This window comes from Acidovorax sp. FJL06 (assembly GCF_003852545.1).
Taxonomy (GTDB): domain Bacteria; phylum Pseudomonadota; class Gammaproteobacteria; order Burkholderiales; family Burkholderiaceae_C; genus Acidovorax.
In genome coordinates, this window is record NZ_QAJR01000034.1 from 25,203 (window position 1) to 51,857 (window position 26,655).

Below are 26,655 nucleotides of genomic sequence, written 5' to 3' on the forward strand. Positions count from 1 at the left end.
GATAGCTGCGTGCGCTTTATGAATGCGCGCAAGCAGCCACTTTGATCACTATTTTTGGCCTGAAGACCCGAAGCCACCACCGCCCGGTGTGTGGATTTCAAACACGTCGCCCGGCAGCATTTCGGCTTGGCCAATATGGTCCAGCAGCTCCACCCGGCCATCGCTGCGCACCACCTTGTTGATGCCCACGGCCCCCGGCTGGCCGCCCGCCATGCCGAACGCGCCATGGTGGCGGCCGTTCGACAAAATGCTGGCCGTCATGGGCTCCAGAAAGCGCACGCGGCGGATGCCGCCATCGCCGCCCTTGTACTGCCCGGCGCCGCCCGAGCCCTTGCGGATCTCGTAGCCCTCCAGCCGCACGGGGAAGCGGAACTCCAGCACCTCGGGGTCCGTCAGGCGCGAGTTGGTCATGTGGCATTGCACAACGCTGGTGCCACCAAACCCGCCCACCCGTTGCCCGTTGGCATCCCACACCCCGCCCGCGCCGCTGCCGCCCGAGATGGTCTCGTAGTACTGGTAGCGCGTGCTGCCAAAGGTGAAATTGTTCATGGTGCACTGCCCCGCCGCCATCAGGCCCAGTGCGCCATACAGCGCATTGGTGATGCAGGTGGAGGTCTCCACATTGCCCGCCACCACCGAGGCCGGTGGGTTGGGGTTGAGCATGCTGCCGGGCGGGATGATGACCTTGAGCGGCTTCAGGCACCCGGCGTTGAGCGGAATGTCGTCATCTACCAGCGTGCGGAACACATACAGCACCGCCGCCATGCACACCGCCGTGGGCGCGTTGAAGTTGTTGGTCTGCTGCGGGCTGGTGCCGGTGAAGTCGATGGTGGCACTGCGGCTTGTCGCATCCACCTTCACGGCCACGCTGATCTGCGCGCCGTTGTCCAGGGGCAGCGTGAACGCACCGTCCTTCAGCCGTGTGATGACACGGCGCACGGACTCTTCGGCGTTGTCCTGCACATGGCGCATGTAGGCCTGGACGACGTCGAGGCCAAACTCGCCCACCATGCGGCGCAGCTCCTGCTGGCCTTTTTCGTTGGCCGCGATCTGCGCGCGCAAATCGGCCATGTTCTGCTGCGGGTTGCGGCTGGGGTATTCGCCGCTTGAAAGCAGCGCAACCATCTCCGCCTCGCGCAGCACACCGCGCTCCACCAGCTTCACGTTGTTGATCTGCACGCCCTCTTCCTCGATGCGCGTGGAGAACGGTGGCATGGAGCCCGGCGTGGTGCCGCCCACGTCGGCATGGTGGCCCCGACTGCCCACATAGAACGTGGGCTCGGCCTCGTCGGTGATGTAGATCGGCGTGATCACGGTGATATCCGGCAAATGCGTGCCGCCGTGGTACGGGTCGTTGAGCACGTACACGTCGCCGGGCTGCATCTTGCCCGCGTTCTCGCGGATCACGGTCTTGATGCTCTCGCCCATCGAGCCCAGGTGCACGGGCATGTGGGGCGCGTTGGCGATGAGGTTGCCTGCGGTGTCAAACAGTGCGCAACTGAAGTCCAGCCGCTCCTTGATGTTGACCGAGTAGGCCGTGTTCTGCAGCTGCAAGCCCATCTGCTCGGCAATGTTCATGAACAGGTTGTTGAACACCTCCAGCAGCACCGGGTCCACCGTGGTGCCCACGGCATGCTGCACGGCGCGCGCCACGCGGCGGTTGAGCAGCAGGTGGTCCAGGTCGGTCAGTGCAGCCTCCCAGCCGGGCTCCACGATGGTGGTGGCGTTCTTCTCGGCAATGATGGCCGGGCCGGGGATCACGTCGCCGGGGCGCAGGTCCTCGCGCACCACCAGCGCGGCGTCGTGCCAGGCGGCCACGCCATCTACGCCGCCGGTGTACATGCGCACGGTGCTGCGGCGCGGCACCTCGCGCGCGGGCTGCAGCGCGTGGCGCGGTTCCACGGGCGCGTCGCCGGGCACCACGGCCTCGACCGACACGGCTTCCACCACCAGGCCCTTGCCCTGCATGAGGAAGGCAAAGCGCTGGCGGTAGGCGTTCTCAAACGCAGCGGTGATCTCGGCCATCGAACCCAACGGCACGATGAGCGCCGAGTCGCTGCCCTCATAACGCACATGCACGCGGCGATGCACCACGGCGGTGCCACTGCCCGACTGCTGACGCTCCAGCTCAGTGCGCGCAGTGCTGGCCAGTTGCTCCAGCGTGGCTTCGATGCCTGCCAATGCCTCTGGCGCGAGCTTGGCTTCCACCGCCTGCTCACGGATCACGTTCTGGTCGGCCAGGCCCATGCCGTAGGCGCTGAGCACACCGGCCAGCGGGTGCACAAACACGCGCGTCATGCCCAAAGCGTCAGCCACCAGGCAGGCATGCTGGCCGCCCGCGCCGCCAAAGCACTGCAGGGTGTAGCGGGTCACGTCGTAGCCGCGTGCCACGCTGATCTTCTTGATGGCATTGGCCATCTGCTGCACGGCGATCTGGATGAAGCCATGGGCCACATCCTCGGCCTGGCGCCCGGTCTGCGTGGCCAGCGCACCAAACTTCTGCGCCACGGCGTCACCGTCCAGCGCCTCGTTGGCCGCGTGGCCAAACACCTGGGGGAAATGCGCGGGCTGGATCTTGCCCACCATCACGTTCGCATCCGTCACGGCCAGCGGGCCGCCCCGGCGGTAGCTGGCGGGGCCGGGGTTGGCTCCCGCGCTCTCGGGGCCGACGCGAAAACGTGCACCGTCAAAGCCGAGGATGGAGCCGCCACCGGCCGCCACGGTGTGGATGCTCATCATCGGCGCGCGCATGCGCACGCCCGCCACCTGGGTCTCGAACTCGCGCTCGAACTCACCCGCGTAGTGGCTCACGTCGGTGCTGGTGCCGCCCATGTCAAAGCCGATGACCTTGTCGTGGCCCGCCAGGCCTGCAGTGCGCGCCATGCCCACGATGCCGCCTGCGGGGCCGGAGAGGATCGCATCCTTGCCCTGGAACACCTGGGCATCGGTCAGCCCGCCGGACGACTGCATGAAGAACAGCTTCACGCCCGGCATTTCGCTGGCCACCTGGTCCACATAGCGGCGCAGGATGGGCGAAAGGTAGGCATCCACCACCGTGGTGTCACCCCGGCTCACCAGCTTCATCATGGGGCTGGTGGCGTGCGAGGCGCTCACCTGCGTGAAGCCGGCTTCGCGCGCAATGCGGGCAGCGGCTTCTTCGTGCGCGGTGTAGCGGTAGCCGTGCATGAACACGATGGCCGCGCTGCGCAGGCCCGCGTCGTAGGCGGCCCACAGGCGTTCTTTGAGGTGGTCCTCGTCCAGCGGCTCGATCACCTCGCCCCGCGCGCCCACGCGCTCCTGCGCTTCGATCACACGCTCGTACAGCAGCTCGGGCAGCACGATGTGGCGGTCGAACAGGCGCGGGCGGTTCTGGTAGGCGATGCGCAGCGCGTCCTTGAAGCCCTTGGTGGTGATGAGCAGCGTGGGCTCGCCCTTGCGCTCCAAGAGCGCGTTGGTGGCCACGGTGGTGCCCATCTTCACGCACTCCACCAGCGCCGGCGTCACGGGCTCGCCAGGCGCAAGGCCCAGCAGGTGGCGGATGCCCGCGACGGCCGCGTCCTTGTACTGCTCGGGGTTCTCGGACAGCAGCTTGTGCGTGACCAGGCTGCCGTCGGGCCGCTTGCCCACCACGTCGGTGAAGGTGCCTCCACGGTCGATCCAGAATTGCCAGCGGGAAGGGGTGGGTGTTGGGGCGGTCATAGGATTGCTACTCAATTTATAGCTGCATGCGCTTGACCAGCAAGCGCCAGAGCCATGTTCAATTCAAATCAAATCAAATGGGATCAATAAAAAACAAAACGGTGGAAGGCGGCGTTACAACGATGCCGCCGAACGCGCCGCCTGGTCGTACATGCCCGAGAGCACGCGCAGCAGGCGGGCCAGCTCGCCGATGTCGCGGTTCAGCGCATCGTCGGCGTTCAACGCATCGATGAGGCAGGACTCGCGGATCTCGCGGTAGCGCTGCACGTAGGCGCGGCCAGTGTCGGTGGCGGCGTAGGTGACTTCCTTGCCGTTCTTTTGCGAGGCCACCACGCCCAGGGTCTGCAGCTTCTTGAGTGAGTAGTTCACCAAGTGCGTGTCTTCCACATTCATGATGAAGCAGATGTCGGCCAGGCGCTTGTCGCGCGCCCGGTGCGTGACATGGTGCAGCACCACCACATCGAGCGGCGTCAGGTCCTTGAGGCCCGCCGCCGCCATGCAATGCACCACCCAGCGGTGGAACGCATTGCCCGCCACGATGAGGCCGAACTCGAACTCGCTCATCTCCGCGCTCTGCGCGGACACCAGGTGTGCAGACGACACGATGGGCCCGGATTCACCGGGCGCCTTGGCTGCAGATTTCATGGACTCAGGCCTTTGCGGATGGGAAGTGTTGGCACGGCTTGTGCATGCAAATATTGTAGGCAAGTCGATGATAATTTGTTGGTAATTTGTCAGCGTTTAGGCAAAACACCTATCGCAATTGGGTCGGCTTCCGATACAGTAATCAGAGCCTGTTTACGGTCTCCCAAGGGTCGCGCAGCGGTCTTGGCGGGTGGGATGCTAGGCGCGGTGCGCAGTGGATAGCCCGGCTATCCACAAGCTTTGCTCCGCCGCAGACCGCCCGCCAAGACCACTGCCCGAAGGGTTGGAGCGAAATCGGGTGATTGGACGCCCCGGCTGCTTGCATGGGCACGAGCCCATGCGGCGCACCCGAAGCATCCACTCATCCCGATTGCGCTCCAACGCGATCCCTTGCGAGACCGTAAGCAGGCTCTTACATCCAACCTTGCGGAGCTATTTCATGAAGCGTCGAATCTTCTCCACCGCCGCACTCGGCCTGTCCTTGGCTGCGGGCCTGTCTGTCACCTCGGCATTCGCCCAGACCAAGTGGGACCTGGCGGCGGCCTACCCGGCCACCAACTTCCACACCGAAAACATGGCGCAGCTGGCGAGCGATGTGGACAAGGCCACGGGCGGCAAGTTCAAGATCACGGTGCACGCCAACGCCGCGCTGTTCAAGGCCCCCGAAATCAAGCGCGCCGTGCAAGGCGGCCAGGCGCAGATGGGCGAAATCCTGCTGGCCAACTTCCAGAACGAATGGCAGCTGTTTGGCGTGGATGGCCTGCCCTTCCTGGCCGACAGCTACGACGCCTCCAAGAAGCTCTACGCCGCGCAAAAGCCCTTCCTCGAAAAGAAGCTGGCCGAACAAGGCATGGTGCTGCTGTACACCGTGGCCTGGCCACCGCAGGGCATCTACACCAAGAAGCCGCTGGCCAGCGCAGCCGACCTCAAGGGCATCAAGTGGCGTGCCTACAGCCCCGCCACCGCGCGCATTGCCGAGCTGGTGGGCGCACAGCCCGTGACGGTGCAGGCGGCCGAGTTCTCGCAGGCCCTAGCCACGGGCGTGGTCGAATCGACCATGACCTCGGGCGCCACGGGTGTGGACAGCAAGCTCTACGAGCACCTCAAGTTCTACTACGACACCCAGGCCTGGCTGCCCAAGAATGCGGTGCTGGTGAACAAGAAGGCCTTTGACGCCCTGGACAAGCCTCTGCAGGAAGCCCTGCTCAAGGCCGGTGCTGACGCAGAAGCACGCGGCTGGGCCAACAGCGCCAAGGTCAACACCGACACCGTGGCCAAGCTCAAGGCCAACGGCATGGACGTGGCCACCCCGCCCGCCGCATTGAAGGCCGACATGGCCAAGGTGGGCGACACCATGCTCAAGGAATGGCTGGACAAGGCCGGCCCCGAAGGCAAGGCCCTGATCGACGCCTACCGCAAGTAAGCGGACACGACCCTGAAGACCCTGTCCATGCGTCGTCTGCTTGATTTCTTGTACGACAGCGCCGCCGCCCTGGCGGCGCTTTTTATGGTCGGACTGCTGGGGATGGTGCTGCTGTCCGTCATCAGCCGCCAGTTCCACTTCCATGTGCCGGGCACCGATGCCTACGCGGGCTACCTGATGGCCGCAACCGGCTTTCTGGCACTGGCCCACACGCTCAAGCGCGGTGAACACATCCGCGTCACGCTGCTGCTGAACTTCCTCAAGGGCGGCGCCAAGAAGGCGTTCGAGGTCTGGGCGCTGGCCATCGCCACGCTGCTGGCCCTGCTGTTTGCGGCCTACAGCTGCAAGCTGGCCTGGCAGTCGCACGAGTTCCACGACATCTCCACCGGCAGCGACGCCACCCCGCTGTGGATCCCCCAGATCGCCATGGCCCTGGGCACGGTGATCCTGGCCATCGCCTTCATCGACGAGCTGGTGCTGGAGCTGATGGGCCAACGCACCGAAGCCCATCCCGGCGAAGCCCTGCGCAATGAATGAACCAACCAGGCACTACCAACCATGAGTGATCTCGCCATTACCGGCCTGCTCGTACTGTCGCTGTTCCTGATCTTGGGCAGCGGCGTGTGGATCGGGCTCACCCTCTCCGGCGTTGCCTGGATCGGCATGCAACTGTTTTCCGCGCGCCCTGCGGGCGATGCCATGGCCGTCACCATCTGGGGCAGCGCCTCCAGCTGGACGCTCACGGCCCTGCCCCTGTTCATCTGGATGGGCGAAATCCTGTTCCGCACCCGCCTGTCGCAGGACATGTTCAAGGGCCTCGCGCCCTGGGTGCAGGCCCTGCCGGGCCGCCTGCTGCACACCAACGTGGTGGGTTGCACCATCTTTGCTGCCGTATCGGGCTCCAGCGCGGCCACCTGCGCCACCATCGGCAAGATGACCCTGCCCGAGCTGACGCGCCGCGGCTACCCCGAGCACATGGTCGTAGGCACGCTGGCCGGGGCCAGCACGCTGGGCCTGCTGATTCCGCCCTCGATCATCATGATCGTCTATGGCGTGTCGGCCGAGGTCTCGATCTCGCAGCTGTTCATCGCCGGCGTGCTGCCAGGCATCCTGCTGGCGGCGCTGTTCTCGGGCTACATCATGGTCTGGGCACTGCGCCACCCCGAGCAGGTGCCCGCCGCCGATGTGCGCATGAGCTTCATGCAAAAGCTGTCGGAGTCGCGCAGCCTGATCCCCGTGGTGCTGCTGATTGCCGCCGTGCTGGGCAGCATCTACACCGGCTTTGCTACGGCCACCGAGGCGGCGGCCGTGGGCGTGGTGGGTTCGCTCGTGCTGTCGGCCGTGCAGGGCTCGATGAACTGGGGCACCTTCAAGGACTCGCTGATGGGCGCCACGCGCCTGTACTGCATGATCGCGCTGATCCTGGCGGGGGCCGCCTTCCTCACGCTGGCCATGGGCTACATCGGCCTGCCGCGCCACCTGGCGGAATGGATTGCCTCGCTGGGCCTGAACCAGGCCCAGCTCATCGTAGCGCTGGCGATCTTCTACATCGTGCTCGGGTGCTTCCTGGACGGCATCTCGATGGTGGTGCTGACCATGGGCGTGCTCATGCCCACGGTGCAGGCGGCCGGCATCGACACCATCTGGTTCGGCATCTTCATCGTGCTGGTGGTCGAGATGGCGCAGATCACCCCGCCCGTGGGCTTCAACTTGTTCGTGCTGCAAGGCATGACAGGCCGCCAGCTGCCCTGGATTGCCAAGGTGGCACTGCCCATGTTTTTGCTGATGTGCGGCGCCGTGGCCCTGATCTACGTCTTCCCCGGCATCGTGACCTGGCTGCCGCAGCAGATGTCGGCGCGCTGAGCCAGCCTGCAACAGACAAAGCGGGGCGGCCCCACCAAGGCCGCCCCGCTTTGTGCTTTAAGAGGCTGTTTTAAAAGTCGGCGCAAGGCGAGTCGCGACTAAAAATGCGGGGATGCAAGGCGCAAACCGGAGCCGGGCTGGTGGCCCGGCGAGGATTTGCAACGCCGCAGACCCGCGTTTTTAGCCGCGATCACGCCCGCGTCGGACTATTGAAACAGCCTCTCGGGGGACGGTGCGAGGCGATTCCGGGGCCTCAAATCCAGCGACAATGGCCCGATGTTGAACGTTCTTGCCATCTGCATCGGCGCCTGTGTGGGCGCGCTGGCGCGCTGGCGCCTGGGCCTGTGGCTCAGCCCCGGGGGCCTGATTCCCTGGGGTACCCTCACCGCCAACCTGGTGGGCGGTTACCTCATCGGCGTGTGTGTCGCCGTGTTCCACGCCATGCCCCAGCTCGACCCGGTGTGGCGGCTGGCCCTGGTCACGGGCTTCCTGGGCGCACTCACCACGTTTTCCAGCTTCTCGGCCGAGGTGGTCGAGATGCTGATGGTGCAGCGCTACGCGATGGCGCTGGGCACCACCGCGCTGCACCTGCTGGGCTCGCTGGGCCTCACGGTGCTTGGCATGCAAAGTGCTTCGTATTTCATAGCGTCACGCGCTTGACCCCTGGGCGCCAGCAAGCCATCACGTCACAAAACAACGCCATACTGCTCCAGTAGCCCGCCCCACCGGCAACGGCCTGCGCCGCCCCCTCCTTTCTCCATCCACCGACCTATCCGCGAGTCCTGCCATGGAATCCAACACCCAACTCAACGAACGCCGCCTGGCCGATGCCTGGGCGGAACTTCACGCCCACGCCACCAATGGCAACCCCCTGCAGGCCGACGCCTACCGCATGGCCTTTGCCGACCCCGAATTCCTGTTCCGCCGCGAAACCCGTGGCATCCGCTTTCAGCTGGAGATGCTCAAGCCCGACCTGGGCCAGACCGAGCAAGGCATCGAAAACACCATCGTGGTCTTTGGCAGTGCCCGCTTCATGGCCCCGGAAGATGCCGAGCAAGCACTCAAAGCCGCTGAAGCAGCGGGAGAGGCAACACAGATCGTGCGCGCCAAGCTCGCGGTGCGCAACGCCCGCTACTACGATCTTGCACGGCAGTTCGCCCAGCTGGTGGCGGAATACAGCGAGCGCCAGCGCCCGGCAGACCGCCTCTACATCTGCACGGGCGGCGGCCCCGGCATCATGGAAGCCGCCAACCGGGGCGCCCACGACATCGGGGCCCCCAACGTGGGTCTGAACATCGCCCTGCCACATGAACAAAGCGGCAACCGCTACATCACCCCCTCGCTGAGCTTCAAGTTCCACTACTTCGCCTTGCGCAAGATGCACTTCATGATGCGTGCCAAGGCGCTGGTGGCCTTCCCCGGCGGCTTTGGCACGCTGGACGAGCTGTTCGAGGTGCTGACCCTGGTGCAAACGGGCAAGGCCAAGCCCGTGCCCATCGTGCTGTGTGGCGTGGACTACTGGAAGCGCCTGATCAATTTCGATGTGCTGGTGGAAGAAGGCACGATCTCGGCGCAGGACCTCAAACTCTTCCACTACACCGATGACCCGCAGGAAGCCTGGGACCTGATCCGCGCGTTCTACCAGCTGTAAGGTGACGGCCAACGCCGCGCCGGGCCAGCCGCCACGGCGTGGCACCGCGCCCCCCCGGCCGCTACCGGATCACCGGGGGTGGCGGCGGTGGCGGGGGCAGCAGGATGATGGGCAGCACCGGGATGAACACGAACGGCGGCCGCACCGTGGGCGGCGGAGGTGCCGTGGTCGTGGGCGGTGGCGCCGTGGTGGCCGGAGGCGGGGGTGCCGTGGGCCGCGTGGGTGGCGGCGGGGTCGGCGCCGGGGGTTGGTAGTCGTCCACCGGCGGTGGCGGCGCCACCGGCACCGGTGGTGGCGGTGCGGTCACGGGCGGCGGTGGTGCCACCGGGATCGGTGCCGGGGTGGGCGCCGGCACCATGTACACAAACGCGCGGCGCCCCTGCACGTCCAGTTGCTCACCCACCAGCATCGGGGTCGGCAGCCCGGGCACCGGCAGCAAGGCGCGGGTGTGGGTATACACCGGCAGCTCCTGGTCGGACAGCACCAGCACGGCCTCGCCGGCCGTCACGCCCACGCAGCCCGCCTGGGTGCACACCTCAATCTCGTCCTGCTCACCCGACACCAGCACCTGGCCGTTGGCATCGATGGCCAGCATGAAAGCCGAGCCCCGGATGCCCACCACCGCCGTGGGCGTGACCACCTTGTAGCTGGCGGGGTTGCGCTTGCCGATCAGCCCCGTGAGCGCGCGCATGCCGCCGCGCAGCAGGTGGACCACGAAATGGTCTTCGCCCGTGCCCGCGCCGTCGGCATAGCGGGTCACGGTGAATTGCGAGCCCGGGTACAGGGCCACCAGCCCCCCGTCCGAAAAGCGGATCTGCGCCCGCCCCTCGCTGCCCGTGAGCACCACGTCGCCACCATCGAGCTCGGCCCCCTTGGCCAGGCGCGACAGGTTGTCGCCCCGGCGCAGCTGCACATCGCCGGCCGTGAACTGCACCAGCCCGGCGGCCGCCAGCCCGGTGAGTGGCCAGGCCGCCACCATGCCCATCAGCAGCGCCAGCCGGGCGCGTTTTTGGTCGGATGTCATAAGCACCTCCACGGTGTGCACGTCCACGGTGTCGCAGCGAAACCCCAGGGATGTGGCCGCATTCAGAACTCCCGGCGCACAAGGATGGAAAACACCCGCCGCTCATAGTCGGTGATCGGCAGCGTGGAGGCATTGCGCGTGAGCTGCCACTGCGGCGTCACGCGCCAGCCCGGTGCCGGGGTCCAGCTCAGGCCCAGCGCCACCTGGGCCTGGCGATCCGTGCGCGTCACGGCAAAAAACGGGTCTGGCCCACCGTAGCGCCGGTGCTCCCAGTCGGCGCTGGCAAACACGGCCCACTGGGGCGCCAGCGGCCACTGCCCGCCCACGCGCACACCCCACAGGTGGTGCCCCAGCGGATCGGCATTGCTGGCCTTGGGCTGTTCGCGCCCGCCATACACGCCCGCGTAGGCCGAGGCGCCATTGCGCAGCAGGTGCGAGTACGAGGTGCCCACCACGCTGCGCCGCACATTGCGCAACTCCTGCCCCGGGTAGCGCACCTCCAGCACCTGCAAAAAGCTGCCCCACTGCCGGAACCCGTCGATGCGGTAGATCCACTCGCCCAGCACACCGCCCATGGTGCGCAGGCGCGCGCCGTCGAGTGCGTAGTACGAGCCCTGCCCCGAGACAATCACCTCGTGCCGCTCGGCCCGCCAGGCCATGCCCAAGGCGCCATCCAGGGCCGTGTGGTCAAACCGGTCGGCCTGGCCCCCGTAGTGGCGCGTGGCCGCGAGCGCCGTGCCCACCACGGACCAGCGCGAATTGATCACCGCCCGGCCCCGCAGCCCGCCCTGCGCCACCACGTAGCGGCCCGATGTGGCCCGCGCCTCGGGCAACAGGGCCCAGGGCGGTGTGCCCGCCACCGGGGACTGCAGCTCGCTCACCACCGGGGCGGCATTGGCGTTGGAGTCGTGCCCCACGCCCAGCTCCACATAGCCCTTGAGCGAAGAGCGGCCGCCATACTCCGGGCGGTCGTAGGAATACAGGAACTGATCGAGGGTATGCCCCGCATCCACGGGGACCAGCAGGGCCCGCGCTTCGGGCGGCAGGGCCAGCACGCCCCGGCGGTCGCCCACCGCCTGCAGGGACTGCCCCAGCGCCACCTGGGCAGCCAGGTTGCCGGGCTCGGCCGCCAGCACCCGCTCACGGGCCAGGATAGCGCGCGTGTACTGGCCTGCGGCATGCGCCGCGTCGCCCATAGCGGCATCGAAGACGGGGTCGCCCGCGCGCTGGGCCTCGTGCGCATCGAGCAGTTGAAAGGCCTGCAAGGCCTGCCCCTGGCGCACCAGGGCGGTGGCCTGCTGGACCACCTCGTCGGCCCATGCCACAGAGGGCAGGCCCGCGCCCAGCGCCGAAGCCAGGCACCATGGCAACACGCGCCGTGACCAGAATCGAAGGTACATGACAGCCCCCCTCTTGGAACCCGCAGACGGATGGAGGCAATTTACACCTGTTTACGCTTTTTGGGACTCCTTGGGAACCCTGTCTGCAATGCGCCACGCGAGCCGCGAACCGCCCAGGCCTGCCGCGCCCACGGCCCAGAACAGGCCGCTCACCCCAATCACGGCCCCCGCCGACCCGAACATGAGCGGCATCAGCACGCTGGACGCGTTGATGGCCATCAGCCGCAGGCCCAGCGCCTCGCCCTGGCGGTGCGAGGGCGTGATCTGGTGCAGCAGGCTCATCACCATGGGCTGCCCCGTGCCCAGCGCCAGGCCCAGCAGCACCGAGCACAGGCCCATGGCCCAGGCGCTGTGCAGCAACGGGTACACCGCAAACAGCACGGCCGTCACCAGCATGGCCACCGCCATCACAGCCTGCTCGCGCAGGCGCTTGGCGAAAAAGGGCATCAACACGCGGATCACGGTGGCTGCAATCGCAAACGCGCCAAAAATGGTGCCGATGACGGCCGCCGACAGCCCGCGCTCATGCCCCAGCAGCGGCACGGCGAAGGCGTGCACATCCCAGCAGGAGGAGATCAGCCAGTTGACGACGAGCAGGCGCCGAAACGGCGCATCGCCCAGTAGATCCCAGGCCCGCTGGGGCGGGCCGCTGGCGGCGCCACCTGCGGCTGCGGCCACAGCCGGCAGCTCATGCACCCCCCGTACGCAGAACCAGCTGAGCAGGGGCAGCAGCGCCAGCAGCGCAAACGCCGCACGGTAGCCCTCCAGGCTGCCCGGAGCGCTGCCCGCCAGGTCGATGGCCAGCCCGGCCGCAAACGGACCGATGAAGTTGGACACCGCCGGGCCGATGGACAGCCAGCTGAACACCTGCTTGAGTTCGGTGGCATCGTGCACCGCCCGGCCCGCGTGGCGCTGCACCGCAATCGTGGCGCCCCCCGCGGCAGCACCGGTCATCAACGCAGAAACGCACAGCACGGAAAAGGTGGGAAACACCACCGCCAACCCCACGCCCACACACGCCACGGCCACCGAATAGGCCACCGGGCGCTTGAGCCCGTGGCGGTCGGCGTACCGGCCCGCAGGCAGGGCCAGAAACACCTGCGTGAGTGCAAACAGCGCCACCAGCAGGCCCACGGCCGCCGCACTGTGGCCCTCGCGCAGCGCCAGCAGCGGTGCAGCCAGGCGCATGCCGGCCATGCTGGCATGCACGCAGACCTGGCCAGCAATCAACCGGGCCAGTGTCCCGGTCACGGCAGATCGTCCTCGGGGTCCAGCCCGGGCAAGGCTGCCGTGCGAGCGCCTGCCAGCGGGGCGCGCGCCGCATCGGGTGCGGGCAGCTCCTGCACATCGCGCAGCTTGCGCTGGATGGCGCGGGTGCGCACGCCCACCTCGTCAAACTTCTTGGCGGCGGCGTCGATGGATTTCTTGGTGGCCTCGACCACATCGCCAAACTTGGCGAACTCGGTCTTGACCATGCCCAAAAGGCTCCACACCTCGGACGAGCGCTTCTCGATCGCCAGCGTCTTGAAGCCCATCTGCAGGCTGTTGAGCATGGCCGCCAGGTTGGCCGGGCCGGTGATCATCACGCGGCAGTCGTTCTGCACCGCTTCGACCAGGCCAGGGCGGCGCATCACCTCGGCAAACAGGCCTTCGGTGGGCAGGTACAGCACGGCAAAGTCGGTGGTGTGCGGGGGCGAGACGTACTTGGCGAAGATCTTCTTGGCTTCGAGCTTGATCGAGGTCTCGAACGCATTGCCCGCCGACAGGATGGCGGCCTTGTCGGCCGCGTCCTGCGCATCCAGCAGGCGCTGGTACTGCTCCACGGGGTACTTGGAGTCGATGGGCAGCCACACCGGGTGCTCGTCGTTCTTGCCCGGCAGGCGGATCGCAAATTCGACCAGTTCATCGCTGCCCGGCACCGTCTTGACGTTGCGCGCGAACTGCTCGGGCGTGAGCACGTTGTCGATAATGGCCCCGAGCTGCATTTCTCCCCAGGTGCCGCGCGACTTCACGTTGGTCATCACGCGCTTCAGGTCGCCCACGCTGCCCGCCAGGGTCTGCATCTCGCCCAGGCCCTTGTGCACCTGTTCGAGCCGGTCGCTCACCAGCTTGAAGGATTCGCCCAGGCGCTGCTCCAGCGTGGCGTGGAGCTTTTCGTCCACGGTGCGGCGCATTTCTTCGAGCTTGGTGGCGTTGTCGGCCTGGATGGCGGCCAGGCGTTCGTTGAGCGCGTTGCGCAGCTGCTCGGCGTTGTGCTGGCTGCCCTGCACCATGCCCGTGAGCTGCTGCGAGACCGCATCCTGCAGCACCGAGAACTGGTTGCGGATCTGGTTGCCGTTGGCTTCGAGCTGGTCTTTCAGCGCGGCGGACACGGCGCCCAGCTGCGTCTGGATGTCGGTCTTGAGCGAGTCGAGCGTGCCGCGCGTGGCAGCCGACAGGGCCTCGAAGCGCTCCTGGATGCGCTGCTCGAACAGCTGCGTGCTTTCGGCCAGTGCCTCGCGCGAGCGCTGGCTGTCGGACGCGAGCGACTGCGCGGTCTGCGTGAGCTCGGCGCGGAAGGCGGCCAGGGCATCGGACAGCTCCTTGCGCGCCAAAGCGGCCTCGGCCTGGCCCTGGGCCAGGCGCTGCTCCAGCTTGGCCTCGAACGCACCAAAGGCCGCCAGCAGTTCGGCGCGGCCCGTGCGGGACTCGCCCACAGCCTGGGCCAGCCGCTCGTCCACCGCGCCGCGCAGGGCCTCCAGCTGGTGCTGCGTGGCCTGCGTGAAGCCCGAGAGCTGTTTCGCCATCGCTTCCATGGCGCCGTCGTTGCGGGCCACGGCCAGCTGCGTGGCCTGGGCCGTGGCCTCCAGCGACTGCAGGCGCGCCAGCCACTCGGCAGGCAGCTCCACACGCGGGCGGCGCAGCAGCACAAGGCCCACGAGCACCACCACCAAGGCCCAAGCGGCCAGCAAGACAAGCGTATCGGTAGTCAAGGTATTTACTATTGTTTTGATAGCTTCTACCGCTTATCCGTCGCGCGGTAACGGCCCATTTTGTTCAAAAACCTAGCCCCGCAACCCGGCCTGGGGCTGGTTCACCGGCGTGAGCGGCCCTCGCCCCTCGAAGAAGGCGATCAGGTTGTCCGCCGCCAGGTTGGCCATGGCGCGGCGCGTGGGCACCGTGGCGCTGGCGATGTGGGGTGTGAGCACCACGTTGGGCACGGCGAGCAGGTCGGGGTGCACGCTGGGCTCGCCCTCGAACACGTCGAGGCCCGCCGCCGCGATGCGCTGCTCGCGCAGGGCCACGGCCAGGGCCGCGTCGTCCACGATGCCGCCGCGCGCAATGTTGACCAGCGTGGCCGTGGGCTTCATCAGCGCCAGCTCTGCCGCGCCGATGGTGTGGTGCGATGCCGGGGTGTAGGGCACCACCAGCACCACATGGTCGGCGGTGCGCAGCAGCTCTTCCTTGCCCACATAGCGCGCCTTGCACTCTGCCTCCAGCGCAGCAGGCAGGCGCGAGCGGTTGTGGTAGACCACCTTCATGCCAAAGCCGTGTGCGCCGCGCCGGGCAATGCCCTGCCCGATGCGCCCCATGCCGATGATGCCCAGCGTGCTGCCGTGGATGTCGCTGCCGGCGAACATGTCATAGCTCCACTTGGTCCATTGGCCGGCGCGCAGGTAATGCTCGCTTTCGGTCATGCGGCGGGCCGTGGCCATCAAGAGCGCAAAGCCGAAGTCGGCCGTGGTCTCGGTCAGCACGTCGGGCGTGTTGGTGCCCTGCACGCCAGCGGCGGTCATGGCGTCCACGTCGAAGTTGTTGTAGCCCACGGCCATGTTGGCCACGATGCGCAGGCGCGGCGCCGCCGCCAGCAGCGGCGCGTCGATGCGCTGGCTGCCGGTGGTGAAGGCGCCGTCCTTGTCGGCCAGGCGCTCGGCCAGCTCGGCCGGCGTCCAGATCACGTCTTCGGGGTTGGCCTCCACCTCGAAGTGCTGGCGCAGGCGGTCCACGATGTCGGGGAAGATCGCGCGGGCGACCAGGATGCGGGGCTTGCTCATGAGCGGGCGTTCTCCATATCGATGACTTGTCTACAACTTTGCGCGCACAGTCCAGGCAACTGGCGCGGGGCCATGCCAGCGCCCCCGTGCAAGGGCCGCCCCGCCGCACTGGGGGCGTCCCCCTTGGGGGATGGCGCGAAGCGACTCAGGGGGACTCTCATTTGAACCAGATGAAGGTCATGACGACAAACAGCGGCACCAGGATGCCCCCCGACCACAGCATGTAGCCGAAGAAGCTGGGCATCTTCACGCCCCGGTCTTCGGCAATGGCCTTGACCATCATGTTGGGCGCATTGCCGATGTAGGAGTTGGCCCCCATGAACACCGAGCCCGCCGAGATGGCCGCCAGCGTGGGGGCCAGCGTGGTCATGAGCGTGGCCGGGTCGCCGCCCGCCGTGTTGAAGAACACCAGGTAGGTCGGTGCGTTGTCAAGGAAGGAGCTGAGCAGGCCCGAGGCCCAGAAGTACATGGCCGGGTCGGGCGTGCCATCGGGCCGCGTCACCGCCGCCACCACGGCGCCGAACGGACCGTTGACGCCGGCCTTGAGCATGGCGATCACCGGGATGATGGTGAGGAAGATGCCGGCAAACAGCTTGGCCACTTCCTGCATGGGGCCCCAGCTGAACTGGTTGTCCTCATGCACTTTTTTCGGGGTGACGCGCAGCGACACCAGCGCCACCAGGATCAGGCCCACATCGCGCACGATGCCGGGCAGGCCCACCTCGGCCCCGGCGATGGTGAACGACACGGAAGACTTCCAGAGGCCGCTGAGCAGCACCAGCGCCACCACCACGCCCAGCAACGCAAAGTTGGCCTTGCCGTCAAAGCCGATGGATTTGGTGGTGGGCGTGGGGTCTACCTTGAGCACTTCTTCACGGCGGTGGTAGTACCAGGAATCCAGCACAAAGAAGATCACCAGCAGTGCGCCCACGAGGAACAGGGTCTCGGGGAAAATGTGGCTCACCGTCCAGAAAAAATCCACCCCCTTCAGGAAGCCCAGGAACAGCGGCGGGTCGCCCAGCGGGGTGAGCGAGCCCCCGGCGTTGGAGACGATGAAGATGAAGAACACCACCACATGCGCCACATGCTTGCGGTTGTCGTTGGCACGGATCAGCGGACGGATCAGCAGCATGGATGCGCCCGTGGTGCCCATGACGCTGGCCAGCACCGCCCCAATGGCGAGGATGGCCGTGTTGAGCACCGGACTGCCGCGCAGGTTGCCCCGGATGTAGATGCCGCCCGCCACGGTGAACAGCGCGGTGAGCAGGATGACGAAGGGAATGTACTCAGCCACCAGCGCATGCACAAAGCTGGCCCCTGCCGCACCGGGCCCGAACACCACGGCAAACGGCAGCAAAAACGCCAGCGCCCAGCCCGCCGCCACCTTGCCAAAGTGGTGGTGCCAGAAGATGGGCGCCAGCAGTGGCATGAGGGCAATCGACAGCAGGATGCCGGCAAACGGCACGCCCCACAGCACCGACAGCGCGCCGCCATCGATATCGGCCGCCATGGCCATGCCGGGCAGTGCGGCCAGGAGGCCGGCACCAGCCAGCCCGCGCGAAAATTTCATGGTTCTTGTCTCCATCACTTTTTTCAGAAAATCGGGGGCGCATCCATCCACAGGCGCCAGGGCACGCAGGGGCTCATGCCGGCGCGGGGATCTCAAACACCTGCCGCAGGTAGGCCAGGTAGGCCTCGTCATCGCACATGCCCTTGCCGGGCGTGTCCGACAGCTTGGCCACGGGCTGGTCATTGCAGCGCGTCATCTTGATGACGACCTGCAGCGGCTCGTGCGCGGGCGGGCTGCCCAGATCGTTGGTCAGGTTGGTGCCGATGCCGAAGGCGAGCTGGCAGCGCCCGCGGAACTGCTGGTACAGCTCGATGGTGCGCGGGATCGTGAGCGCGTCGCTGAAGATCAGCGTCTTGGTGAGCGGATCGACGCGGTTCTTGCGGTAATGCGCCAAGAGGCGCTCGCCCCAGGCAAACGGGTCGCCGCTGTCGTGGCGCGCGCCATCGAACAGCTTGCAGAAATACAGGTCGAAGTCGCGCAGGAAGGCGCTCATGCCGTACACATCCGACAGCGCAATGCCCAGGTCGCCCCGGTATTCCTTGGCCCACATTTCAAAGCCGAACACCTGGCTGTCACGCAGGCGCGGCCCCAGCGCCTGGCAGGCCTGCAAATACTCGTGCGCCATGGTCCCGAGCGGCGTCACGCCCAGCTTCATGGCATAGAGCACATTGCTCGTGCCCGCAAACTGGCCGGGGCCGGCCGGCGCGCCGGGACGGCGGTCGCCCGTGCCCAGGCGGGCCACCAGCACGCGCAGCACTTCCTCGTGCCACGCGCGGGAAAAGCGCCGGCGCGTGCCGTAGTCGGCGATCTTGAGGTCCGACAGGCCTTCGCCCTGCAGCAGCGCGATCTTGGCATCCAGGCGTTTGCGGCCCTCGGGGAAGTCCGGCACCTTCTGCGTGTTGCGGAAGTAGACCTCGTTGATGATGGCCAGCACCGGGATCTCGAACAGGATAGTGTGCAGCCAGGGCCCGCGGATGGAGATGTCGATCTCGCCGTTGTGCTGCGGCGTGACGGTGATGTATTTTTCGTTGAGCTTGAACAGCCCGAGGAAGTCCACGAAGTCGCTCTTGATAAAGCGCAGTGATCGCAGGTAGGTCAGCTCGGCGTCCTGGAACTGCAGGCTGCACAACGAGCGGATCTCGTCACGGATCTCGTTGGCAAACGGCGCCAGCTGCACGCCAGGGTTGCGACACTTGAAGCGGTATTCGACCTGCGCCCCCGGAAACTGGTGCAGCACCACCTGCATCATGGTGAACTTGTACAGGTCGGTGTCGAGCAGGCTGGTGATGATCATGGACGGGGCAAGCCTTGGAAACCGCCCACGCGATCCCCAGGCCACGGGCCAGGCAACAAAGCCGCAAAGTGTAGGCCATCGGGGCGCCTTGCGCCGGGCGCAGCCCATGGCGTCAGCGGGTATTCAGCCCGGGCCCCGCGCTATCAAATCCATTGCACCGGGGCTATGGGCATCAACCCGGTACCACCAGGGCCTGCAGCACGGTGCGCAGGGCCTCGGGCACGGGCACGGGCCGGCGCGTCTCGCGGTCCACATACACGTGGATGAAATGGCCGGCGGCGGCGGTGAGCGGCTCGCCCTGCGCAAACAGGCCCACCTCGTAGCGCACGCTGGAGCCCCCCAGGCGCGCCACGCGGATGCCAGCCTCCACGGTCTGCGGAAACGCCAGGGATGCGAAGTAGTTGCACTGGGTTTCGATCACCAGGCCGATGGTGGCCCCCGCGTGGATGTCGAGCACGCCCTGGTCGATCAGGTGCGCATTCACCGCCGTGTCGAACCAGCTGTAGTACACGACGTTGTTCACATGGCCATACACATCGTTGTCGGCCCAGCGGGTGGTGATGGGGCGGAACACGCGGTAGGCGCTGCGCGGCTGCGGGGCCGGACGGGCCGGTGCGGAAGGAGCAGAAGGCGCGGCGGACGGGGTGCTGGCGGCAGAGGTCATGGCCGCACATTCTGCCAGCGCTGGTGGTACTGCCAGGCCACGCGCCAGGTGGTGAGCTGGGCCTGGATCGTGTCCTCCAGATCATTGCCGTAGCCACCGGCCATCGCAAAGGCCAGCGGAATCCGCCGCTGCCAGGCCCAGTCGAACACGCGCCGGTCACGCGCCTCCAGGCCATCGTGGGTCACGGCCAGGCGCCCCAAGCGATCGCCCTCGTGCGGGTCGGCCCCGGCCAGGTAGAACACCAGGCCGGGGGTGCAGCGCTGGTCCAGCACCGCCAAGGCTTCGTCCAGCGCGTGCAGGTATTCCTCGTCCGCGCAGCCGTCGGGCAGCTCCACATCCAGGTCCCCCGCCTCCTTGCGGAAGGGGAAATTGCGCGCACCGTGCAGCGACAGCGTGAACACACTGTCATCGCCCTGGAAGATATGCGCCGTGCCATTGCCCTGGTGCACGTCCAGGTCGATCACGGCCACCGAAAGCGGCGGGGCGCCCCAGCCCCGCGCTGCGGCATGCTCGGACTGCATGCGCCGGGCGGCCACGGCCACATCGTTGAACACGCAGAACCCGCTGCCCTTGTCCGCATAGGCATGGTGCGTGCCGCCCGCGAGGTTGCCGGCCACGCCGTCACGCAAGGCCTGGCGGCTGGCCGCCACCGTGGCCCCCACCGAGCGCCGTGCCCGCTCGGCCATGGCCTCGCTCCAGGGAAAGCCGATCTCACGCTGCGCGGGGGCTGGCAGCGTGCCCTGCGCAATCGCCCCGATGTATCCCGGGGTATGGGCCAGCGCCAGGTCGTCATCGCCCGCAGGCTGCGCCACCTGCAGCTGCACGCCCGCCAACTGCTGTGCAATCCGGTCGCGCAGCATGCGGTACTTGGCCATGGGAAAACGGTGCCCTTCGGGCAGGGGCAGAACAAAGTGGTCGGCGTAATAGGCATGCATGACGCGATTGTGGCAAGCCAGGCTTTCTGGGGCGTTGTGCCTAATTTACTGCAGCGCAACAAAAAATCCTTGCAATACCGCAGCAAGTCCCTAAAATTCAAACCATGCTGCACTGCAACATGACTCTACCGGGTCAAGGTCAGCGCAGATGTCTGTAAGCCACCCTGGCCCTCTGGGTCCCATTTTTAGGAGATATGACATGACGCTGACCGCTGAACAAATCCTGGCCTCGCACAAAGCCAACATCGAAACCCTGTTCGGTCTGACGACCAAGGCCTTCGAAGGCGTGGAAAAGCTGGTGGAACTGAACGTGACCGCCTCGCGCGCCGCCCTGTCGGAAGCCGCCACCCACACGCAAGCCGTGCTGGGTGTGAAGGACGCACAAGAACTGCTGGCCCTGCAAGCCGGCCTGTTCCAGCCCCTGGCTGAAAAGACCGCTGCCTACAGCCGCCACCTGTACGACATCGCCTCGGGCACCGGCGCCGAATTCGGCAAGGCGTTCGAATCGCAAGCCACCGACGCGCAAAAGGCCTTCACCAACCTGGTGGACAGCGCCGCCAAGAACGCCCCCGCCGGTTCCGAAACCGCCGTGGCCGTGATGAAGAGCGCCGTCTCTGCCGCCAACAACGCTTTCGAATCCGTGCAAAAGGCCGTCAAGCAAGCGTCGGATGTGGCCGAAGCCAACTTCAACGCCGTGGCCAGCACCGCTGCCAACGCCGCCAAGACGGCTGCGCCCCGCAAGCGCTGATCGGGATATGGCGGTCTGGAGTGCAACCTCTAGGCCGCATTCAGGGAATACCCTGATAATCCATCCATGCGCTGCAACACAAACCCCGTGTGCAGCGCGCGAGTTGTCTCCTTGGATCCTCTCGAAACCCCCGTTTCAGGGATCCTTTTAAAGCCCGGTTTTACGACTGGGCTTTTTTTTGCCCGGCCGGCCAGCGCCGGCGCCTCCCCCCGCCCCTTGCGCTGCATCAAGCCGCCCCCTTGGAATTCCATTCCCGGTCCCGGCATTTATTAAGAATAATTCGCGTTTGCTTTATCATTGGGGGCAGTAACAACCCCGAAAGATGCATCCATGTCGAAGACTGTGAAAGCCTTGCTGAGCGTTTGTGCCCTGGCCGCCGCCGCAGGCGCCGTCCATGCCCAGGAACAGGTGGTGAACCTCTACTCGGCCCGCCACTACTCCACCGACGAAGCCCTGTACACCGGCTTCACCAAGGCCACCGGCATCAAGATCAACCGCGTGGATGCGGACGACGCAGGCATCCTGGCCCGCCTGAAGGCCGAGGGCACGGCCTCCCCGGCCGATGTGATCCTGCTGGTGGACGCCGCCCGCCTGTACAAGGGCGAGGTCGATGGCCTGTTCCAGCCCATCAAGTCCCCAGTGCTGAACGACGCCATCCCCGCCAACCTGCGCAGCACCCCCACGGCCGACGGCAGCATCGCCTGGTATGGCCTGTCCACCCGCGCCCGCGTGATCGTCTACAACAAGATCAAGGTGGACAAGGCGGATGTGGACACCTACGAGGAGTTGGGCGACCCCAAGAACAAGGGCAAGCTGTGCATCCGCTCCGGCTCGCACCCCTACAACCTGAGCCTGTTTGGCGCGGTGACCGAGCACCTGGGCGAACAAAAGGCCGAAGCCTGGCTCAAGGGCATGGTGGCCAACCTGGCCCGCCCTCCCAAGGGCGGCGACACCGACCAGATCAAGGCCGTGGCGGCTGGCGAATGCGACATCGCCGTCACCAACACCTACTACTTGGCGCGCATGATGCGCAGCAACAAGCCCGAAGACGTGGCCGTGGTGAACAAGGTGGGCGTGGTGTTCCCCAACCAGGAATCCTGGGGTACGCACCTGAACATCGCGGGCGGCGCCGTCGCCAAGAACTCCAAGAACCAGGCCAACGCCGTCAAGTTCCTGGAATACCTGGCCAGCCCCGAAGCCCAGAACTACTTCGCCAATGGCAACAACGAATGGCCTGCCGCCAAGGGCGTGGCGCTGGACAACCCGGCCCTCAAGGCCATGACCGGCGGCAAGCCGTTCAAGAGCGAGACCATTCCGATCAGCGCCGTGGGCGCCAACGTGACCAAGGTGCAGCAGATGCTGGACCGCGTGGGCTTCCAGTAAACGCTGCGGCCACCGCCCTCTTCTGGCCCCTGTGCCAGCCCCAGCAGCCCGGCCCCGCCGGGCTGCTTTTTTTGCGCCCGCAATTCCACATCGGCCATAATTGACGTTTACGTTAACGTCACTTACTGGAGGCACTCATGGAAATCAAGGGCAAGGTATTCATCGTCACCGGCGGCGCATCGGGCCTGGGCGAAGGCACGGCACGCATGCTGGCCGCCCAGGGCGGCACCGTCGTCATTGCCGACATGCAGGCCGAAAAAGGCGAAGCCGTGGCCAAGGACATCGGTGGCGCCTTCGTGAAGTGCGACGTCAGCAATGAAGCCGACGGCCAGGCCGTCGTGGCCAAGGCCGTGTCCCTGGGCAAGCTGATGGGCCTGGTCAACTGTGCCGGCATCGCGCCTGCCGAAAAGACCGTGGGCAAGAACGGCGCCCATGCGCTGGCCCTGTTCAGCAAGACCATCACGGTCAACCTGATCGGCAGCTTCAACATGATCCGCCTGGCGGCCGAGGCCATGGGCAAGAACGAGCCCGAGGCCACGGGCGAACGCGGCGCACTGATCTCCACCGCCAGCGTGGCGGCCTACGACGGCCAGATCGGCCAGGCAGCCTATTCGGCCTCCAAGGGCGGCGTGGTGGGTATGACCCTGCCCATCGCCCGCGACCTGGCGCGCAACGGCATCCGCAACATGACCATCGCCCCCGGCATTTTCGGCACGCCCATGCTGTTCGGCATGCCCCAGGAAGTGCAGGACGCTCTGGCCGCGGGCGTGCCCTTCCCCAGCCGCCTGGGCACGCCGCAGGACTATGCCAAGCTCGTACAGCACATTTTCGAGAATGACATGCTCAACGGCGAGGTGATCCGCCTGGACGGTGCGATCCGCCTGGCCCCCCGGTGATTGCTATCTAATTTATAGCATCTTGCGCTTGTTCATCAAGCGCTGGCGGCCTTTTTTCTCGTATTCAAGCCCTGGGCCTGCCCCAGGGCTTTTTTCCTGGAGCGCAGCCTTGTCCGCTGCGACCCCTCATCCAGCCCCAGCCTGTGCGCGGCCGCCTCGCGGCGCAAAGCACAGCCACAGCACCCAGGCCGCAGCGCCCGCCAGCGCCGCCACCCCGACCGACAGCCACATCGCTGCGGCGGCCCCTGCATGATCGATCAGCATGGCGTACACCACCGGGGCGCCCGCCGAAAGCAGGAAACCCGGCGCCACCAGCCACCCCACACAGGCGCCATAGCTGCGGTGATCGAACAGCACCAGCGGCAAGGTGCCACGGGTGATGGTCAACAGGCCGTTGCCCGCCCCGTAGGCGAGCGCGAACCCCCACGCAGCGGCCAGCGCCTGCCCCGACCACAGGCCCGCCAGAACCGCCGCCGGAAGCAGCAGCGACGCCAGTGCGCCCAGCACCAAGGGGGACACCTGCGCACCCCAGAGCACCTCCGCCAGGCGCGCCGATGACTGGCCGACCCCGCGCAGCGATGCCACGCCCACGGCCAGCGGCAGTGCAAGCCCCAACCCTGCCAGCAGGCCCACCATGTGCGCCGACATGCCCGCATTCAGGAAATTCACCAGGGTGGTCAGCGTGGCAAACAGCGTGCCGGCCAGTGCGCGCTGTGCTGCGGTGCGGGCCAGTGGCCCAACCTCTGCGGGCAGCACAGTCTGCACCTGTGGGGCCCGCTGCAGGCCTGCGGAGCGGCGTGGAATGCCCAGGTGCAAGAGCACGGTGCAACATGCCAGCACCGCATACACCAGCACCGCGCCGCGCCACCCCAGCGCATCGGCCAGCACATGCCCCAAGGGCCAGAAAGCGGTGGAGGCCAGCCCGCCCAGCAGCGTGACCTGCGCCATGGGCCGCCGCGCGCGCGGGCCCGCCAAATGGGCCAGCGTGGCAAACGCTGCGTCATACAGCGTCAGCCGCATGGCCAGGCCCATCACCGCCCACGCGCCGCAGTACGACCACACCCCCTGCGCAACCGCGATGCCCACACAGCCCGCCACCAGCAGCAGCGAGCCCGCCACCATGGCGCCACGCCCACCCCAGCGGTCCACCCAGCCGCCGGCGGCGCCCGACACCCCGCCCATCACCAGCAAGGCGCCGGCAAAGCCGCCGTACACCAGCGTGCGGCTCCAGCCCGTGTCCCGAATAATGAACTCTCCGATGGCCCCCACCAAGTAGTACGAGATTCCCCAGCAGATGAACTGCGAGGCACTCAGGCACAGCACCACGCGGCGGGGCAGGCCCGGCCCTTGCGCCCTTGCTGCGGCTTCCGTGGCGGGCGGCATGGACAGGCCGCTCACCTTGGCTGGCCCACCGGGATGGACACCGGCAAGGTGGCGCTCCCGGCCCCCAGCGGGCGTTGCATGAGCCCGGTGTCCAGCCAGCGCCCCTTCTTGAAACCGACCGAGCGCAACGCACCGATGCGCTCGAAACCCATGCGCTCGTGCAGAGCCATCGAGCCGGCATTCTCGTCGCCCTGCCCCACCACCGCCAGCATCTGGCGCCAGGGCCCCGCCTCGCACCACCGGATGACTTCGCCCAGCAGCGCCGCGCCAATGCCTCGCCCTGCCCAGCCCGGGGCCACGTACACGGAGTCCTCCACGGTGTGGCGGTACGCCGACCGCGCCCGGTACAGCGACGCATAGGCAAAACCCACCACCTGGCCATCGATCTCGGCCACAAGATACGGCAGGCCGGCCGCCTGCACGGCCGCCAGCCGCGCACGCAGTTCGTCCACATCCGGCGGAATTTCCTCGAACGAAGCCAGGCCCTGCAGCACATGGTGGGCGTACAGCACCTGGATGGCGGGCAGGTCGGCCGGGTCCGCAAGGCGCACGGGAGGCACATGGGGCGCATGGCCCGCAGAACGCAGAGGGTGGACGGAGGATGCGCCGACGTGGGCGGCCGGGGAAGGTGGTGCGAAGGTCAACATGGCCGCCAGTGTGGCCGCGTTCTTTTTATAAAAGAAGCTTTCTCCATTTATGCAAAGTATGAGAAATTCTTTGCCATGGAACGCATCAACCTCGATCAGCTTCATGGCTTCGCCACCGCCATGGAGATGGGCAGCTTTTCTGCCGCAGCGCAGCGCCTGGACCTGACCCAACCCGCTGTCAGCCTGCAAGTGCGCCAGCTGGAAAGGCGCTTGGGCACCGTTTTGATCGAGCGTGTCGGCCGGACACTGCGCCCCACGGCGGCAGGCGCCGAGTTGCTCGCGCATGTCGGCCGCATCGACGCTGCGGTGTCCGAGGCCATCGCCGCCGTCTCCCGGCATGCCGATGGCGCCACGGGCCGCGTGCGCCTGGGCACCGGCGCCACGGCCTGCATCTTTTTGCTGCCACCGGTGCTGCGATCGCTTCGGCAGCGTTTTCCGGGCCTCGACATCACAGTGAGCACGGGCAACACGGCCGACATCGTTCAGGCGGTGGAAGACAACACACTGGACCTGGGCCTGGTCACCCTGCCGGCCAGCGGGCGCATGCTCGAAGTGACGCCCCTGCTGGACGATGCGTTTGTCGCCATCGCGCCGCAGGGCACGGCGCTGCCAGCGCGGGTCAGGGCCAAGGACCTGGCTCGCCACCCCGTACTGCTTTACGAACCTGGCGGGCAAACCCGTCGCATTGCCGACGCCTGGTTCGCCCGCGCCGGCGTGGCGCTGCAGCCCGCCATGTCACTGGGGAGCGTGGAAGCCATCAAGGAACTGGTCGCGGCGGGCCTGGGCTGCGCCGTGTTGCCTGGCATGGCCGTGCGCGAAGAGCACCGCAACACGCTGGAAGTGCGGCCGCTGTCCCCTGCGCTGCGTCGGACACTGGCCATGGTGGTGCGCCGCGACAAGCGGCTGCATCTGGGGCTGCGCGAAACGATGGCCGCGCTGCGGGCATTGAAGTAAATCGCCCACGGGGTGCCCCGGTGGGCTGGTATCGCAGAAAAGCAAGGCCGCTGTGCGGCCGGTATGCCATGGCACGAATGAAACCGCGCCTCCCCACAGTGATTCTACCGATTCGGAGCGGAAAAGAAAAAAGGACTGCAGCACAACATGCTGCAGTCCTTGGATCTGCTTTTCATACCGCCAAAAATATGGCGACACAAACAAACTGGCGGAGTGGACGGGACTCGAACCCGCGACCCCCGGCGTGACAGGCCGGTATTCTAACCAACTGAACTACCACTCCTGGCAGGCAGCTTTTCGCTTGCATTTATCAATACAAGCCAAGTGCTACAAACTTGGCGACCCTACGGGGATTCGAACCCCGGTACTCACCGTGAAAGGGTGATGTCCTAGGCCTCTAGACGATGGGGTCAAAACCTTGGAACTAACCGTTATCGGACTT

General features: G+C 66.7%; 22 protein-coding genes and 2 tRNA genes. 9 read left to right on the forward strand and 15 right to left on the reverse strand.

Annotated features, from left to right (window positions below):
• Window positions 1-48: 48 nt before the first annotated feature.
• Entirely contained in the window at window positions 49-3,699 is a 3,651-nt protein-coding gene (locus DBV10_RS18545) for a hydantoinase B/oxoprolinase family protein (protein ID WP_124515080.1), read from the reverse strand.
• 114 nt (window positions 3,700-3,813) lie between these two features.
• On the reverse strand, window positions 3,814-4,344 hold the full coding sequence (locus DBV10_RS18550) for a winged helix DNA-binding protein (RefSeq protein ID WP_124515081.1): 531 nt from the start codon (window positions 4,342-4,344) through the stop codon (window positions 3,814-3,816).
• Between the two features lie 439 nt (window positions 4,345-4,783).
• Between DBV10_RS18550 and DBV10_RS18560 the strand changes: the two genes are divergently transcribed.
• From DBV10_RS18560 to DBV10_RS18580, 5 genes are all read left to right on the forward strand, one after another.
• Window positions 4,784-5,767: a TRAP transporter substrate-binding protein gene (locus DBV10_RS18560; protein ID WP_124515082.1), complete on the forward strand. Its 984-nt coding sequence runs from the start codon at window positions 4,784-4,786 to the stop codon at window positions 5,765-5,767.
• Window positions 5,768-5,794: 27 nt separating this feature from the next.
• A complete protein-coding gene (locus DBV10_RS18565; RefSeq protein WP_124515083.1) occupies window positions 5,795-6,304 on the forward strand; it encodes a TRAP transporter small permease in 510 nt (169 codons plus the stop codon).
• Window positions 6,305-6,325: 21 nt separating this feature from the next.
• On the forward strand, window positions 6,326-7,630 hold the full coding sequence (locus DBV10_RS18570; RefSeq protein WP_124515084.1) for a TRAP transporter large permease: 1,305 nt from the start codon (window positions 6,326-6,328) through the stop codon (window positions 7,628-7,630).
• A 276-nt stretch (window positions 7,631-7,906) separates the two neighbouring features.
• Window positions 7,907-8,290, forward strand: coding sequence for a fluoride efflux transporter CrcB (gene crcB / locus DBV10_RS18575; RefSeq protein ID WP_124515085.1), 384 nt, complete (start codon window positions 7,907-7,909; stop codon window positions 8,288-8,290).
• 127 nt (window positions 8,291-8,417) lie between these two features.
• Entirely contained in the window at window positions 8,418-9,281 is an 864-nt protein-coding gene (locus DBV10_RS18580) for a TIGR00730 family Rossman fold protein (RefSeq protein WP_124515086.1), read from the forward strand.
• Between the two features lie 61 nt (window positions 9,282-9,342).
• Here the strand turns inward: DBV10_RS18580 and DBV10_RS18585 are convergent, their stop codons facing one another.
• From DBV10_RS18585 to DBV10_RS18625, 9 genes are all read right to left on the reverse strand, one after another.
• Entirely contained in the window at window positions 9,343-10,305 is a 963-nt protein-coding gene (locus tag DBV10_RS18585; protein WP_199740179.1) for a FecR domain-containing protein, read from the reverse strand.
• A gap of 62 nt (window positions 10,306-10,367) precedes the next feature.
• Window positions 10,368-11,705, reverse strand: a complete 1,338-nt coding sequence (locus tag DBV10_RS18590; RefSeq protein ID WP_124515087.1) for a surface lipoprotein assembly modifier — start codon at window positions 11,703-11,705, stop codon at window positions 10,368-10,370.
• Window positions 11,706-11,756: 51 nt separating this feature from the next.
• Window positions 11,757-12,956, reverse strand: coding sequence for an MFS transporter (locus DBV10_RS18595; protein ID WP_124515088.1), 1,200 nt, complete (start codon window positions 12,954-12,956; stop codon window positions 11,757-11,759).
• A complete protein-coding gene (gene rmuC, locus DBV10_RS18600) occupies window positions 12,953-14,677 on the reverse strand; it encodes a DNA recombination protein RmuC (RefSeq protein ID WP_124515089.1) in 1,725 nt (574 codons plus the stop codon). The genes DBV10_RS18595 and rmuC overlap by 4 nt, the downstream gene beginning before the upstream one ends.
• Before the next feature lie 72 nt (window positions 14,678-14,749).
• Window positions 14,750-15,739 (reverse strand): D-glycerate dehydrogenase, encoded by a 990-nt coding sequence (locus DBV10_RS18605; protein WP_124515090.1) that lies wholly within the window; start codon window positions 15,737-15,739, stop codon window positions 14,750-14,752.
• A gap of 157 nt (window positions 15,740-15,896) precedes the next feature.
• Entirely contained in the window at window positions 15,897-17,309 is a 1,413-nt protein-coding gene (locus DBV10_RS18610; RefSeq protein ID WP_124515091.1) for a sodium:proton antiporter, read from the reverse strand.
• Window positions 17,310-17,382: 73 nt separating this feature from the next.
• A complete protein-coding gene (gene pncB, locus DBV10_RS18615) occupies window positions 17,383-18,603 on the reverse strand; it encodes a nicotinate phosphoribosyltransferase (protein WP_124515092.1) in 1,221 nt (406 codons plus the stop codon).
• Between the two features lie 172 nt (window positions 18,604-18,775).
• Window positions 18,776-19,267: a thioesterase family protein gene (locus DBV10_RS18620; RefSeq protein WP_124515093.1), complete on the reverse strand. Its 492-nt coding sequence runs from the start codon at window positions 19,265-19,267 to the stop codon at window positions 18,776-18,778.
• Entirely contained in the window at window positions 19,264-20,202 is a 939-nt protein-coding gene (locus DBV10_RS18625) for a histone deacetylase (RefSeq protein WP_124515094.1), read from the reverse strand. The genes DBV10_RS18620 and DBV10_RS18625 overlap by 4 nt, the downstream gene beginning before the upstream one ends.
• A 199-nt stretch (window positions 20,203-20,401) precedes the next feature.
• Here DBV10_RS18625 and DBV10_RS18630 point away from each other — a divergent pair, with 199 nt between their 5' ends.
• The 3 genes from DBV10_RS18630 (at window position 20,402) to DBV10_RS18640 (ending at window position 23,229) form a co-directional block, all read left to right on the forward strand.
• Complete coding sequence (locus DBV10_RS18630; RefSeq protein ID WP_124515095.1) at window positions 20,402-20,950, forward strand: phasin family protein; 549 nt, start codon at window positions 20,402-20,404, stop codon at window positions 20,948-20,950.
• A gap of 330 nt (window positions 20,951-21,280) precedes the next feature.
• Window positions 21,281-22,333, forward strand: a complete 1,053-nt coding sequence (locus DBV10_RS18635; RefSeq protein WP_124515096.1) for an extracellular solute-binding protein — start codon at window positions 21,281-21,283, stop codon at window positions 22,331-22,333.
• A gap of 137 nt (window positions 22,334-22,470) precedes the next feature.
• Window positions 22,471-23,229, forward strand: coding sequence for a 3-hydroxyacyl-CoA dehydrogenase (locus tag DBV10_RS18640; RefSeq protein ID WP_124515097.1), 759 nt, complete (start codon window positions 22,471-22,473; stop codon window positions 23,227-23,229).
• Between the two features lie 126 nt (window positions 23,230-23,355).
• Here the strand turns inward: DBV10_RS18640 and DBV10_RS18645 are convergent, their stop codons facing one another.
• Both DBV10_RS18645 and DBV10_RS18650 read right to left on the reverse strand, forming a co-directional pair.
• Window positions 23,356-24,612, reverse strand: coding sequence for an MFS transporter (locus tag DBV10_RS18645; RefSeq protein WP_124515098.1), 1,257 nt, complete (start codon window positions 24,610-24,612; stop codon window positions 23,356-23,358).
• Between the two features lie 11 nt (window positions 24,613-24,623).
• Window positions 24,624-25,259 carry a GNAT family N-acetyltransferase gene (locus tag DBV10_RS18650; RefSeq protein WP_124515099.1) on the reverse strand — a complete coding sequence of 212 codons (636 nt, stop codon included), beginning with the start codon at window positions 25,257-25,259 and terminating at the stop codon, window positions 24,624-24,626.
• Between the two features lie 75 nt (window positions 25,260-25,334).
• Between DBV10_RS18650 and DBV10_RS18655 the strand changes: the two genes are divergently transcribed.
• Window positions 25,335-26,213 (forward strand): LysR family transcriptional regulator, encoded by an 879-nt coding sequence (locus DBV10_RS18655; protein WP_124515100.1) that lies wholly within the window; start codon window positions 25,335-25,337, stop codon window positions 26,211-26,213.
• 206 nt (window positions 26,214-26,419) lie between these two features.
• On the opposite strand, the gene DBV10_RS18660 is transcribed toward DBV10_RS18655, so the two are convergent.
• Both DBV10_RS18660 and DBV10_RS18665 read right to left on the reverse strand, forming a co-directional pair.
• Window positions 26,420-26,496 (reverse strand) — tRNA-Asp (locus DBV10_RS18660).
• Window positions 26,497-26,549: 53 nt separating this feature from the next.
• Window positions 26,550-26,625 (reverse strand) — tRNA-Glu (locus DBV10_RS18665).
• Between the last annotated feature and the right edge of the window lie 30 nt (window positions 26,626-26,655).

Excerpts from the sequence above, each read along its gene's own strand:
- DBV10_RS18545 (WP_124515080.1), bottom strand. The coding sequence starts at position 3,699 with ATGACCGCCCCAACACCCACCCCTTCCCGCTGGCAATTCTGGATCGAC.
- DBV10_RS18550 (WP_124515081.1), bottom strand. The coding sequence starts at position 4,344 with ATGAAATCTGCAGCCAAGGCGCCCGGTGAATCCGGGCCCATCGTGTCG.
- DBV10_RS18560 (WP_124515082.1), top strand. The coding sequence starts at position 4,784 with ATGAAGCGTCGAATCTTCTCCACCGCCGCACTCGGCCTGTCCTTGGCT.
- DBV10_RS18565 (WP_124515083.1), top strand. The coding sequence starts at position 5,795 with ATGCGTCGTCTGCTTGATTTCTTGTACGACAGCGCCGCCGCCCTGGCG.
- DBV10_RS18570 (WP_124515084.1), top strand. The coding sequence starts at position 6,326 with ATGAGTGATCTCGCCATTACCGGCCTGCTCGTACTGTCGCTGTTCCTG.
- crcB (WP_124515085.1), top strand. The coding sequence starts at position 7,907 with ATGTTGAACGTTCTTGCCATCTGCATCGGCGCCTGTGTGGGCGCGCTG.
- DBV10_RS18580 (WP_124515086.1), top strand. The coding sequence starts at position 8,418 with ATGGAATCCAACACCCAACTCAACGAACGCCGCCTGGCCGATGCCTGG.
- DBV10_RS18585 (WP_199740179.1), bottom strand. The coding sequence starts at position 10,305 with ATGACATCCGACCAAAAACGCGCCCGGCTGGCGCTGCTGATGGGCATG.
- DBV10_RS18590 (WP_124515087.1), bottom strand. The coding sequence starts at position 11,705 with ATGTACCTTCGATTCTGGTCACGGCGCGTGTTGCCATGGTGCCTGGCT.
- DBV10_RS18605 (WP_124515090.1), bottom strand. The coding sequence starts at position 15,739 with ATGAGCAAGCCCCGCATCCTGGTCGCCCGCGCGATCTTCCCCGACATC.
- DBV10_RS18610 (WP_124515091.1), bottom strand. The coding sequence starts at position 17,309 with ATGAAATTTTCGCGCGGGCTGGCTGGTGCCGGCCTCCTGGCCGCACTG.
- pncB (WP_124515092.1), bottom strand. The coding sequence starts at position 18,603 with ATGATCATCACCAGCCTGCTCGACACCGACCTGTACAAGTTCACCATG.
- DBV10_RS18620 (WP_124515093.1), bottom strand. The coding sequence starts at position 19,267 with ATGACCTCTGCCGCCAGCACCCCGTCCGCCGCGCCTTCTGCTCCTTCC.
- DBV10_RS18625 (WP_124515094.1), bottom strand. The coding sequence starts at position 20,202 with ATGCATGCCTATTACGCCGACCACTTTGTTCTGCCCCTGCCCGAAGGG.
- DBV10_RS18630 (WP_124515095.1), top strand. The coding sequence starts at position 20,402 with ATGACGCTGACCGCTGAACAAATCCTGGCCTCGCACAAAGCCAACATC.
- DBV10_RS18635 (WP_124515096.1), top strand. The coding sequence starts at position 21,281 with ATGTCGAAGACTGTGAAAGCCTTGCTGAGCGTTTGTGCCCTGGCCGCC.
- DBV10_RS18640 (WP_124515097.1), top strand. The coding sequence starts at position 22,471 with ATGGAAATCAAGGGCAAGGTATTCATCGTCACCGGCGGCGCATCGGGC.
- DBV10_RS18645 (WP_124515098.1), bottom strand. The coding sequence starts at position 24,612 with ATGCCGCCCGCCACGGAAGCCGCAGCAAGGGCGCAAGGGCCGGGCCTG.
- DBV10_RS18650 (WP_124515099.1), bottom strand. The coding sequence starts at position 25,259 with ATGTTGACCTTCGCACCACCTTCCCCGGCCGCCCACGTCGGCGCATCC.
- DBV10_RS18655 (WP_124515100.1), top strand. The coding sequence starts at position 25,335 with ATGGAACGCATCAACCTCGATCAGCTTCATGGCTTCGCCACCGCCATG.